This window comes from Arthrobacter sp. 9AX (assembly GCF_902506095.1).
Lineage (GTDB): Bacteria > Actinomycetota > Actinomycetes > Actinomycetales > Micrococcaceae > Arthrobacter.
Genome location: NZ_LR733293.1, coordinates 1,684,155 through 1,695,525 on the forward strand (window position 1 = coordinate 1,684,155; position 11,371 = coordinate 1,695,525).

Sequence of the window (11,371 nt, forward strand, 5' to 3'; positions counted from 1 at the left end):
CCCGCGTCAAGGGGGCAGGCAAGGCTCCCCGGAGTCCCCAACGCTAGCGCCGAGCAGCCTCGGTGGTCCCGAGCGGACCCTCACCGGATCCCAGCGGAACTCCCGGACCGAACACGGGTCCCGGCGTCGGACGCTTTGGCAGGATTCCGTCACCGGAGGACTGGTGCCGCAGCCGGCGCAGCACCCAGGGAACAAAGTATTCGCGCGCCCACACCAGGTCGCCGGAGCGGGCCTCGCGCCAGCTCCGGGCGGGCAGCGGCTTGGGCTGCAGCGGCTTCAGCGTGTGCTCCACGTTCAACGAATCCAGGACCATCGCCGCGATGGTGTGGTGGCCCAGCGGCGAGAAATGCAGCCGGTCCGCATCCCACATCTGCGGGTCGTTGAGCTGCCGCAGGGACCACATGTCGGCGATGATCGCGTCGTGCCGGGCCGCGACTGTCCGCAGGTTCTCGTTATAGATGGCCACCTTGCTGCGGATCCTGCCCAGCACCGAAGACCCCGTGTCCGGGCCATTGAAGAGCACCACGGTGGCCCCGCCCACGGCCAGGATCCGGACCACCGAGTCCAGCCTCTCGGCCAGGGCATCAGGGTCGCCGCCAGGGCGCAGGAGGTCGTTACCGCCGGCGGACAAGGTCACCAGGTCCGGCTTCAGCGCCAGGCACGCGGCAAGCTGCTGGTCCACGATCTGCTGCAGGAGACGGCCGCGGACGGCCAGGTTGGCATAAGCGAAATCGGGCTTGGTGCGGCTGAGTTCCTCGGCCACCCTGTCGGCCCAGCCGCGGTAACCGCCGGGGCTGGAGGGCTCGGGGTCGCCGATGCCCTCGGTGAAGGAATCACCCATGGCCACGTACCGGGTCCAGGGGTGGGATCCGGGGTGGACAGTAGACGTCTGGAAAGCGCTTGCGTCAGTCACGGTCCTATCCTGCCTTCCGTTCCGCGGGCTACGCGAACGTAGGTTGTTACCTCGGGGTAACTGTAAGAATGGAAACCATGACTGAAGCCGAAGTATTTCCTGCCCCTGTTGTTCTGTGGTCCCACCCTGAGGACCAGCGCGACGGCAAACCCCTTCTGGTGCTGCTGCACGGCTACGGGGCCAACGAACAGGATCTGCTCAGCCTGGCGGACCTGCTGCCGGACGATTTCGCGGTAGCCTCCGTCCGCGCTCCGATCGCCATGGGTCCCGGCTTCACCTGGTTCCCGCTGACCGCCTCCATCGACTACTCCCTGGACCGGGTCAAAGCCGCGTCGTCCTTCGTGCTCGACTGGATCGACACCATCAAGGCCGGGCACCCCTCGGTCACCCTGCTCGGCTTTTCGATGGGGATGGCCATGGCCACCACGCTCCTCCGGCAGCGGCCCAAGGACTTCGCAGCCGTCGTCGGACTTTCGGGCTTTGTGGTGGACGCCGGCGACGATCCCGGCTTCAAGGACTCCGAACTCGACGGAACCGTCCCCATGTTCTGGGGGCGTGACCAGCAGGACCCTGTGATCACCCCGGACAAGATCGAATACACCATGGGCTGGGTGCGGCAGCACGTCAAGCTCACCAAGGTGCTGTACACGGGCATGTGGCACGGAATCAACCAGCAGGAAATCGGGCACGTCTCCGAGTTCCTCACCCATGAGGTGCTCAAGAAGTAGGAGTACGACGCCGGGGGCCGGCTTTTCGGGGCCAGCCCACGGCGGGTGCCGCGGAGGCCGGTCCCGCGCGTCAGGCCTGCGGCGCCACTACTTTGACGGTCTGGTTGTTGACCGTGACGGTGTCCCCGTTGTGCAGCTGGCGGCCGCGGCGGTCGTCGATCTCCCCGTTGACTTTGACGAGCCCGTTCTTGATCAGCTCCGCCGCCTCCACGCCGTCCTCCACAAGGTTGGCGAGCTTGAGGAGCTGGCCGAGGCGGATCATGGTGTCGCGGATGGGGACCTCTTCAACGTTGCTCATGAAGCAATAATGCCTGACGTAATGTGGATCCAATGACCTCCCCCTCCCGCCTGCCGCTGCTCGCAGGCCTGCCGCTGGCAGTGGGTGCGGGCCTTGCCATCCCCGTGCAGGGCCGCATCAACGGTGCACTGGGCGCCTCGCTGAATGACGGCATCGCCGCCTCCGTGGTGAGTTTCAGCACAGGCCTGCTGGTGATGATCCTCATCTCACTGCTCCTCCCGCGCGGCCGCGCCGGCCTGGCCGGCATCCTCCCCGCCGTCCGGAAACGGGCCTTTCCACGGGTCTACGTCCTCGCCGGAGGCATCGGCGCGCTGTTCGTCTTCGCGCAGTCCTTCACGGTGGGCATCCTGGGCGTGGCGCTCTTCACCGTGGCCACCGTCACCGGGCAGACCCTCAGCGGCTTGCTGGTGGACCGGCTGGGCATCGGGCCGGCGGGCCGGAAATCCGTTACGGGGATCCGGGTCGTCGGCTGCGTCCTGACCATCGCCGCCGTCGCCTGGGCCGTTTCGCCCAGGTTCAGCGGCGCCGCGGGTGGAAGTACCGGCGCTGCAGGTCCCTCTGAACTGCTGCTGCCGCTCCTGCTGCCCGTGCTGGCCGGCTTCCTGATGAGCTTCCAGCAGGCGATGAACGGAACCGCCACCGTCCACTACGGCACACCCATCGCCGCCACCCTGGTCAACTTCGTTGCCGGCTCCCTGGTGCTCTGGACCGCTTACGGCATCAAGCTGGCCGTGGCCGGGCCGGGCAACCCGCTGCCGGGGGAGTGGTGGTACTACGTCGGCGGTCCGATGGGCTGCGTGTTCATCGGTTTGGGCGCGCTGCTGGTCCGCAGCCTGGGCGTGCTGGTCACGGGACTTGGAATGATTGCCGGCCAGCTGCTCGGCTCGCTGGCACTGGACGTGGTCCTTCCTGCGCCCGGCACAGTGGTGGCACCCGCCACCGTGCTCGGCACCATCCTCACCCTCGCCGCGATCGTCCTGGCCACCTTGCCCTGGCCGCGGGGAGCATTCCGCAGGTAGTCACCGGTAGGCTAGGACACGCAGCTTTCACGCTGTTTCCCTTCATCCGCCCCTCCCGGCAGCCAGTGGTGCCCACCATCGGCGCAACCGGGGCCTGAAAACCGCGGACCGCACCCAGCGGCCCTGTAGAAATTGGAGTTCCCCCATGGCAGCAAAATCCGTTCTCGACCAGGTCATTTCCCTCTCCAAGCGGAGGGGCTTTGTGTTCCAGGCCGGTGAGATCTACGGAGGTTCGCGCTCTGCCTGGGACTACGGGCCCCTTGGCGCCGAGCTGAAGGAAAACATCAAGCGCCAGTGGTGGCAGTCCATGGTCCGCGGCCGCGAGGACGTGGTGGGCCTGGACTCCTCCGTCATCCTGCCCCGCCAGGTCTGGGAAGCCTCCGGCCACGTAGAGGTCTTCTCCGACCCGCTCGTGGAATGCCTCTCCTGCCACAAGCGCTACCGCGCGGACCACCTCGAGGAAGAATACGAGGAGAAGAAGGGCCGCCCGCCGGAGAACGGCCTGAAGGACATCGTCTGCGCCAACTGCGGCACCCGCGGCCAGTGGACCGAGCCGCAGGAGTTCTCCGGCCTGCTCAAGACCTACCTGGGCCCGGTGGCCAGCGAAGAAGGCCTGCACTACCTGCGCCCGGAGACGGCCCAGGGCATCTTCGTGAACTTCAACAACGTTCTCACCACCTCCCGGAAGAAGCCGCCGTTCGGCATCGGCCAGATCGGCAAGTCCTTCCGCAACGAAATCACCCCGGGCAACTTCATCTTCCGCACGCGCGAGTTCGAGCAGATGGAAATGGAGTTCTTCGTCGAGCCCGGCACGGATGAAGAGTGGCACAAGTACTGGATGAACGAGCGCATGGCCTGGTACACGGGCCTGGGCATCCGCGAGGAAAACCTGCGCTTCTTCGAGCACCCGCAGGAAAAGCTCAGTCACTACTCCAAGGGCACCACGGACATCGAGTACCGCTTCGGTTTCCAGGGCTCAGAATGGGGCGAGCTGGAAGGCATCGCCAACCGCACCGACTTCGATCTCTCCACCCACGCCAAGGCCTCCGGAACGGACCTGAGCTACTTCAACCAGGCCACCAACGAGCGCTACACCCCCTACGTCATCGAGCCCGCCGCCGGCCTCACCCGCTCATTCATGGCGTTCCTGGTGGACGCCTACACCGAGGACGAGGCCCCCAACGCCAAGGGCGGGGTGGATGTCCGGACCGTCCTGAAGCTGGATCCGCGCCTGGCCCCGGTCAAGGCCGCCGTCCTGCCGCTGAGCCGCAACGAGGACCTGTCCCCGAAGGCAAAGGACCTCGCCGCCCAGCTGCGGAAGAACTGGAACATCGACTTCGACGACGCCGGCGCGATCGGCCGCCGCTACCGCCGCCAGGACGAGATCGGCACCCCGTTCTGCATCACCGTGGACTTCGACACCCTGGAGGACCAGGCCGTGACCATCCGCGAGCGTGACACCATGAGCCAGGAACGCGTCTCCCTGGACAAGGTGGAAGGCTACCTGGCCGCACGCCTGATCGGCGCCTGAGCATGGCCATCGAATACCGCGAATGGCGCGAGGGCGACGACCTTGCCCTCCTGGAAATCTGGGGCGGCCCCGAAACCCAGCAGGCCCGGCAGTTCCGCGGCGCCCTGGCCCTGTCCTCGGACGGGTCCGGCTCGCCGTGGCGGCGCTGCATCGTGGCCGAGGACGTCATCGACGGCGTCGGCATTCCGGTTGCGGCGGGCGTGGTGTACGAGGCCTCCCTGCACCCGGAGCGGCTCTGGGCCTACATCGAAGTGGCACGGGACCACCGCCGCTCGGGCATCGGCGCCACGCTGCTGACCATGCTGCGCCGCGAAGCCGACAAGTCGCCGTCGGGCGTTTCGAAGCTCCGCGCCAAGGTGGAGCCGGGCACCCCCGGCGAAGCCTTCGCTGAACACTTCGGCCTGTCGCCGATCCAGCGTTCGCGGCTGGTGGTGGTGGAACCGGGCGCCCTGCGGCTGCCCGTGTTCCCGGCCAAGGACAGCGCCGGTGGGCCGGCCAACGATGAAAACGCCGGCTCCGACGTAGTGATGGACCTGGCCACTGGCTCCGTGGAACTGACGGACGTGGTGGGCCGCTACTACACCACCATCCACGACTGGGATTCCCCGGGCGTTCTGTCCGTGGGCCAGGTGCAGAAACTGTTCCTGGACGACCTCACCGGAGCCCACGGCGCCATCGTGCTGCGGGCCCAGCCGGAGTCCGCCTTCGGTGCCGGCGTGGCGCCGAGCAAGAAAGGCCGGATCCGTGCTTTCGCCGTCAGCTACGCCGCGCCGTCGGATCCTGATGCCGCGCCGGGGATGGAGAGCGCCGGAGTGGACACGCCCACGGACGTGTTCGTCGGCCACGAGCCGGCGCTTGCCCGGGAGGACGCCGCCGAGGCTGTCCGCGACATGCTCTCCCTGATCGCGTACCAGCACCCGGTCATGCTGGAACTGGACGATTCGATGACGGCCCTGCGGGCCGCCGTCGAGCCTCTGCTGGAAAGCGGCAAGGCCCGCCTGGCCGGCCCGGAGACCCTGGTGGTCTCGGACTAAGCCGCCCGGCCCACCCACGCCGGCTATTTTGGGCGCGGATCACGACGGCGGCGCGTCAGCACATCTTCCGCGTCCAGCAGATGCCGGTGGGCTTCGGTCGGGGCGCCGCCGCCGAGGTCCGCCGGCATCCACCACGCACCAGGAGCGGCGGGCAGCGGAAAGTCCGCGATGCAGGCGTCGATCCCGGCCTGGAGCCGCGTGCGGAGTTGGGCCGTGGCCGCGCCGGCGTCAACATCCGGCCGGACCTGCAGCGGCCCGCCCACATGGACGCGGACCGGCGCACGCCAGGCAACCCGCGGCGAAGAACGGTGCCCCCTGGTCAGCAACCTGTGGGCGCCCCACACCGAGACCGGGATAATCGGGACGCCGGCTTCCGCGGCCATCCTGACGGCGCCTGTTTTGCACTCCCGGACCTTGAAGCTCCTGCTCACGCCGCCTTCGGGGAACACCGCCAAGTATTCGCCGCTCCTTAGCCGGGCCACCGCCGCGTCGAGGGCACCGGCGCGTCCGGTGTATCCCACCACCACGCTGTTGGCAGCACTGATGGCGGGACCGGCGAGCCAGTGGTCGGCCGCGCCCTGGTGGATCAGAAACCGCAGCTGGGCGCGCGCATGCTTCCAGAGGATGAGTTCGATGGGCGCGAAATCCACGTAGCCGAAGTGCGTGATGGCGAAAACCGCACCGCTGCCCGCCCTTGCCTCCCGGGCCACGCCGTGGCGCGGCCCGGGCGCCGGCAGGTGCTCCAGGCCGGTGGCGAGGATCCGGATCTGGAAAGCCCACCGGAGGAACAGACCAAGGCGGACCAGCAGCCGGTAGAACCGGTCACTCGGCCGCGGGCGCCAGGGCATGTGGTTCCTCTCGTTCTCGGCTCGTCCATGACGCCGGCCCGGCCGGGGCCTGCATGGGTGCCTACAGGGTCACCTGCACGGACGATTCCGGGAGCAGTTCCTCGAAGCCACGGGGCAGGGCAACGTCCGCTCCGGCTGCTTCATTGAAGGCCTTCAGGACAAACCCGGTGGAGAGCGTGTGCCACAGGCGGATCTTGCGGAGCATAAAGTGCCCGGCGCCCTTCAAGGCCACATACTGCATCGAGGCGGCGCCGGATGCGGCGCGCCGGGCAAACGCGAGCGACGCCGACGGGCTGGTCCAGCGGTCGAACGTGCCGTGCACAACCAGCACCTTCCTCCCGGCCACTCCCGTGACCGGCGTCCCCGGACTGAGCCACGGCGCCAAGGCCACCACCGCTTCCACCTGCGGGTGGTCCGCGGCGCAGACGGCAGTCAGGCCGCCCATCGAATGGCCCACCAGGAAGACCGGAACGTCCGGGTGCTGGCTGCTGATTTGCTGCAACGCCCAGCGTGCGTCCTGCAGCGGCGTCATCTCCTCGCCGTTCCAACCGCGCACGCTGTTACGCAGGGACCAGACGGCGAGGCCGTGCTTCCGGCCGGCATGGTGGATATGCCGGGCAAAGGGGACCATCCGTGCGGGGCTCAGGTGCCGGGCTTCCACCGGCTCGCGGCTGTGCGACTTCCCGCCGTGCAGCACCAGGGCGATGCCCAGTGTGGGACCCGACGCCGGCAGCACGCTCAGTACGGCCTGGTTGGCCGTTTCCGCGGCTGATCCACCCGCCGCCCAGCTGCCATTTTTCTCAGTACTGCGGTTGGCCATGCCGGTTCCTCCCAGTTCTGCCGATCCATTTATCAACCCTACGGCGCCGGACGTAGAGTTCAACGTATGAGGTTCAACTGCTGATGGGATCCGGTCACTCCCACGCTTCCACAGATCATTCGGAGCCGACACCGCAGGCGATTGCTGCCCGCCGGCGGGCAAACCGGATCCTGGCCGCAGTGCTGATCCCGCTGACCCTGCTGACGCTGGCCGGGATGGCCATGCTCTGGCCCTCGGGATCCAAGGAAGGCGTTTCCCTGGCCAACCCGTATTCGGCCGCCCCCGGCGTCACCTTCGACACAGGCACCATCCACAGCGTGGCCATCGAGAACTGCATGCAGGGCGTCAGCCAGCAGAACCAAACGCAGCAGGGCCAAACCACACAGACCCAGCCGGGCCAGGGCTCCGACTGTACGTTTGCCTTCACCGAGCCGGACAAGGGCGGGAGCCCCGTGAAGGTGGTCATCAACCCGGACGTCGCGAAGTCCCACGGCGTCAAACCAGGCGACCAGATCCGCTACCTGAACCTGTCCAACGCGCAGGGCGCGTCGGCGTCACAGGGTTCGCCCGCCTATATCTTTGTGGACTTCGTCCGGACCCTCCCCATCGTCCTGCTGGCGCTGCTGTACGCCGCGGTGGTGATCGCCGTCGCGCGCTGGCGGGGCCTGCGGGCGCTGATCGGACTGGTGGGCGCCTACTTCGTGCTGGCCAGTTTCATGCTGCCCGGGCTGGTGGAAGGGAAACCGCCACTGTTGCTGGCCCTGGTGGGTTCCACGGTCATCATGATCGGGGTCCTGTACTTCGCCCACGGCTTCTCTGCGCGGACCTCCACCGCACTGTTGGGCACCATCTTCGGGCTTGCAATCACGGCCCTCCTGGCCGCGTGGGCCACCGGGGCGGCCAACCTCGCGGGTGTCGGCAACCACGATGCCGCCACCCTGATGAACACCTCGGCGAACATCTCCATTTCGGGGGTGATCCTCTGCGGGCTCATCATCTCCGGCCTGGGTGTCCTCAACGACGTGACCATCACCCAGTCCTCAGCAGTGTGGGAGCTGTACGAACTCGCACCGCAGAGCAGCGCCCGGAAGCTGTTCACGTCCGCCATGCGGATCGGCCGGGACCACATCGCCTCCACCGTGTACACCATCGCCTTCGCCTACGCCGGCGCCGCCCTGCCCATCCTCATCATCGTGATGCTCTACGACCGCCCGCTTGCGGACACACTCACCAGCGCCGAACTCTCCGAAGAGGTCATCCGCACCCTCGTCGGCTCCATCGGCCTGGTCCTGGCGATCCCGGTCACCACGCTGATTGCAGTGCTGGTGGTGAAGGCCACCGGTTCGCCGGCGGGGGAGTTGCAGGGGGCCGGCAGCCGGCAGGCGGACGACGGCGGACGGGCACCTGCCGTGGAAGGTGCAGCCCTGCGCGAGGCACCGCAGCCCGCCGTCAGCCCGGACGACGTCACCGACACCGGTACGCTCGCGGCCGCGGCGTACCAGACCCGGCGCGGGCGCCGCGCGGCGGAGCGGGACTAAAGGCCCCGGCCCCCGGTATGAAGCAGCGGCGGGGCTCCGGCCACGGCCGGCAGAAACACGATTTGCCCGTCTTTGCAACAATGGACAGGTGACTGTTGCAGCAACTCCTCCCGCCCCCAAGCTGGAACCTTTTTTTTTTTTAATGATACGGCGACCACCGAGATCTACACCCTAGAGTTCGTCGGCAGCGTCAATGTGTATAAGAGACAGACCGTGGACACCCCGGTGATCCTGGCTCCGATGGCCGGCATCACCAACTCGGCCTTCCGCCGTTTGTGCCGCGAATACGGCGGCGGCATGTATGTGGCGGAGATGGTCACCTCCCGCGCCCTGGTGGAACGGACCCCGGAATCCCTGCGGATTATTTCGCACGACGACGATGAAAAGGTCCGCTCCGTCCAGCTGTACGGCGTGGACCCCGGGACGGTGGGCGCCGCGGTGCGGATGCTCGTGGAGGAAAACCGGGCGGACCACATCGACCTCAACTTCGGCTGCCCGGTGCCTAAGGTAACCCGGCGCGGCGGCGGCTCGGCACTGCCCTGGAAGATCGACCTCTTCACCTCCATCGTGCAGACCGCGGTCAAGGAAGCATCCAAAGGCAACATCCCGCTGACCATCAAGATGCGCAAAGGCATCGACGACGACCACCTCACGTACCTCGACGCCGGCCGCATTGCCCGCGATTCCGGGGTGGCCGCCGTCGCCCTCCACGGCCGCACGGCGGCCCAGTTCTACTCGGGACAGGCCGACTGGTCGGCGATCGCCCGCCTCCGCGAGGCCCTGCCCGATATCCCGGTGCTCGGCAACGGCGACATCTGGTCCGCCGAGGACGCCGTCCGCATGGTCCGTGAAACCGGCGTGGACGGCGTGGTGGTGGGCCGCGGCTGCCAGGGCCGGCCCTGGCTGTTCGGCGACCTGCAGGCCGCCTTCGAAGGCAGCGACACCCGCTACCGGCCCAACCTGCGCCAGGTGGCCGAGGGTGTGTACCGGCACGCGGAACTCATGGTGGAGACTTTCGGCGACGAGGGCAAGGCGCTGCGGGAGATCCGCAAGCACATTGCCTGGTACTTCAAGGGCTACGTGGTGGGTGGGGATCTGCGCACCCGCCTGGCGCTGGTGACCAGCCTCCAGGTCCTCCGCGACACGCTCGCCGAGCTGGACCTCGAATCCCCGTACCCGGGTGTTGACGCGGAAGGTCCGCGCGGCCGCGCCGGCTCGCCGAAGAGACCGGCCCTGCCGAAGGACTGGCTTGAGTCCCGGGCACTGAACGAGGCGCAGTCCGCTGATATCTCCGCTGCTGAACTGGATGTTTCCGGTGGCTGAAACGCGGACCGCCGCGCCGGTGCTTCCGGGCTACGACAGCAACGATTCCGCCCGCTGGGTGGAGGAGCCCACCAAGAACGTCTACCGTTCGGACTTCGAGCGGGACCGCGCCCGGGTGCTGCATTCCTCAGCGCTGCGCCGGCTCGGCGCCAAAACCCAGGTGGTGGCGCCGGACACGGACGACTTCGTCCGGACCCGGCTCACGCACAGCCTCGAGGTGGCCCAGGTGGGCCGCGAGCTGGGCCGGGCCCTGGGCTGCGATCCCGATGTTGTGGACACCGCCTGCCTCAGCCACGACCTCGGCCACCCGCCATTCGGGCACAACGGGGAATCGGCGCTGAATGAGGTGGCACATGCCATCGGCGGGTTCGAGGGCAACGCCCAGACGCTGCGCCTGCTGACCCGGCTTGAGCCAAAGGTCCTGGCCCCCGACGGCCAGCCTGCCGGGCTGAACCTCACCAGGGCCAGCCTTGACGCCGCCGCGAAATACCCCTGGTCCGCGCTCGAAGCGCCCGTCATCCACGGCCAGCGCACCAGCAAGTTCGGCGCCTATGAGGACGATCTCCCCATCTTCAACTGGATCCGGGAAGGCGCCCCCGAGCGGCGCTCCTGCCTGGAAGCCCAGGTGATGGACCTGGCCGATGACATCTCCTATTCGGTGCATGATGTGGAGGACGCCATCGTGGCCGGCCACTTCCAGCTGCGCTGGATGGACAACCCGGACCACCGTGCCCGCGTGGTGGGCTACGCCAAGCAGTGGTACCTGCCGCACAACGATCCCGCCGCGATCGACGCCGCCCTCGCCCGGCTGGAAGCCACCGACGTGTGGGTGCGGGAAGCCGATGGCAGCCGCAAATCCATGGCCGCCCTGAAGAACATGACCAGCCAGCTGATCGGCCGGTTCTGCCAGAGCGCCCTGGAAACCACCCGGGCGGTCTACGGTCCGGAGAACCTGACCCGCTACAACGCCCAGCTGATGGTGCCGGATGAGACGGTGATGGAGATCGCCGTGATGAAGGGCCTGGCCACCACGTTCGTGATGACCACCGAGCACCGCCAGCCCATCTACGAGCGCCAGCGGGAGGTGCTCCACGCCCTGGTCACCGCCCTGAGCGCCACGGGTGACCGGCACCTCGAGCCGATGTTCGCCGCTGACTGGCGGGACGCGCCCGACGACGGCGCGCGCCTTCGCGTGGTCATCGACCAGGTGGCGTCGCTCACCGACGGGTCGGCGCTGTCGATGTACGAACGGCTGGTGGGGAGCCTCCCGTCGCTGTGGTGAGGAACGCCATAGGGTGCCTGCCGCCGTCGCACCCCGG

11 protein-coding genes are annotated in these 11,371 nt (G+C 68.0%); 7 read left to right on the top strand and 4 right to left on the bottom strand.

The annotated features are described in order from the left end of the window. Positions 1-43: 43 nt before the first annotated feature. A complete protein-coding gene (locus BACI348_RS07620; RefSeq protein WP_442858523.1) occupies positions 44-841 on the bottom strand; it encodes an SGNH/GDSL hydrolase family protein in 798 nt (265 codons plus the stop codon). Positions 842-990: 149 nt separating this feature from the next. On the opposite strand from BACI348_RS07620, the gene BACI348_RS07625 reads away from it, so the two are divergent. Beyond that, a complete protein-coding gene (locus BACI348_RS07625; protein ID WP_159824668.1) occupies positions 991-1,641 on the top strand; it encodes an alpha/beta hydrolase in 651 nt (216 codons plus the stop codon). A gap of 70 nt (positions 1,642-1,711) precedes the next feature. Here the strand turns inward: BACI348_RS07625 and BACI348_RS07630 are convergent, their stop codons facing one another. Beyond that, entirely contained in the window at positions 1,712-1,939 is a 228-nt protein-coding gene (locus BACI348_RS07630; RefSeq protein WP_159824669.1) for an RNA-binding S4 domain-containing protein, read from the bottom strand. 32 nt (positions 1,940-1,971) lie between these two features. Between BACI348_RS07630 and BACI348_RS07635 the strand changes: the two genes are divergently transcribed. From BACI348_RS07635 to BACI348_RS07645, 3 genes are all read left to right on the top strand, one after another. Beyond that, positions 1,972-2,958: a DMT family transporter gene (locus BACI348_RS07635; protein ID WP_159824670.1), complete on the top strand. Its 987-nt coding sequence runs from the start codon at positions 1,972-1,974 to the stop codon at positions 2,956-2,958. 145 nt (positions 2,959-3,103) lie between these two features. Next, positions 3,104-4,489, top strand: coding sequence for a glycine--tRNA ligase (locus tag BACI348_RS07640; protein ID WP_159824671.1), 1,386 nt, complete (start codon positions 3,104-3,106; stop codon positions 4,487-4,489). 2 nt (positions 4,490-4,491) lie between these two features. Further along, positions 4,492-5,523 (top strand): GNAT family N-acetyltransferase, encoded by a 1,032-nt coding sequence (locus BACI348_RS07645; RefSeq protein WP_159824672.1) that lies wholly within the window; start codon positions 4,492-4,494, stop codon positions 5,521-5,523. A gap of 23 nt (positions 5,524-5,546) precedes the next feature. On the opposite strand, the gene BACI348_RS07650 is transcribed toward BACI348_RS07645, so the two are convergent. Next, the gene (locus BACI348_RS07650) at positions 5,547-6,371 is read right to left on the bottom strand and encodes a lysophospholipid acyltransferase family protein (RefSeq protein WP_159824673.1); all 825 of its coding nucleotides are present in this window, start codon (positions 6,369-6,371) and stop codon (positions 5,547-5,549) included. A 61-nt stretch (positions 6,372-6,432) separates the two neighbouring features. After that, a complete protein-coding gene (locus BACI348_RS07655; protein WP_159824674.1) occupies positions 6,433-7,191 on the bottom strand; it encodes an alpha/beta hydrolase in 759 nt (252 codons plus the stop codon). Positions 7,192-7,274: 83 nt separating this feature from the next. Between BACI348_RS07655 and BACI348_RS07660 the strand changes: the two genes are divergently transcribed. From BACI348_RS07660 to BACI348_RS07670, 3 genes are all read left to right on the top strand, one after another. Next, positions 7,275-8,729 carry a YibE/F family protein gene (locus BACI348_RS07660; protein WP_236557489.1) on the top strand — a complete coding sequence of 485 codons (1,455 nt, stop codon included), beginning with the start codon at positions 7,275-7,277 and terminating at the stop codon, positions 8,727-8,729. A gap of 162 nt (positions 8,730-8,891) precedes the next feature. Beyond that, a complete protein-coding gene (dusB, locus tag BACI348_RS21195) occupies positions 8,892-10,052 on the top strand; it encodes a tRNA dihydrouridine synthase DusB (protein WP_503487632.1) in 1,161 nt (386 codons plus the stop codon). After that, on the top strand, positions 10,036-11,334 hold the full coding sequence (locus BACI348_RS07670; RefSeq protein ID WP_159824675.1) for a deoxyguanosinetriphosphate triphosphohydrolase: 1,299 nt from the start codon (positions 10,036-10,038) through the stop codon (positions 11,332-11,334). The genes dusB and BACI348_RS07670 overlap by 17 nt, the downstream gene beginning before the upstream one ends. The last annotated feature ends 37 nt before the right edge of the window (positions 11,335-11,371 follow it).

Coding starts and splice junctions, on each gene's coding strand:
- BACI348_RS07620 (WP_442858523.1), bottom strand. CDS start 841: ATGGGTGATTCCTTCACCGAGGGCATCGGCGACCCCGAGCCCTCCAGC.
- BACI348_RS07625 (WP_159824668.1), top strand. CDS start 991: ATGACTGAAGCCGAAGTATTTCCTGCCCCTGTTGTTCTGTGGTCCCAC.
- BACI348_RS07630 (WP_159824669.1), bottom strand. CDS start 1,939: ATGAGCAACGTTGAAGAGGTCCCCATCCGCGACACCATGATCCGCCTC.
- BACI348_RS07635 (WP_159824670.1), top strand. CDS start 1,972: ATGACCTCCCCCTCCCGCCTGCCGCTGCTCGCAGGCCTGCCGCTGGCA.
- BACI348_RS07640 (WP_159824671.1), top strand. CDS start 3,104: ATGGCAGCAAAATCCGTTCTCGACCAGGTCATTTCCCTCTCCAAGCGG.
- BACI348_RS07645 (WP_159824672.1), top strand. CDS start 4,492: ATGGCCATCGAATACCGCGAATGGCGCGAGGGCGACGACCTTGCCCTC.
- BACI348_RS07650 (WP_159824673.1), bottom strand. CDS start 6,371: ATGCCCTGGCGCCCGCGGCCGAGTGACCGGTTCTACCGGCTGCTGGTC.
- BACI348_RS07655 (WP_159824674.1), bottom strand. CDS start 7,191: ATGGCCAACCGCAGTACTGAGAAAAATGGCAGCTGGGCGGCGGGTGGA.
- BACI348_RS07660 (WP_236557489.1), top strand. CDS start 7,275: ATGGGATCCGGTCACTCCCACGCTTCCACAGATCATTCGGAGCCGACA.
- BACI348_RS07670 (WP_159824675.1), top strand. CDS start 10,036: ATGTTTCCGGTGGCTGAAACGCGGACCGCCGCGCCGGTGCTTCCGGGC.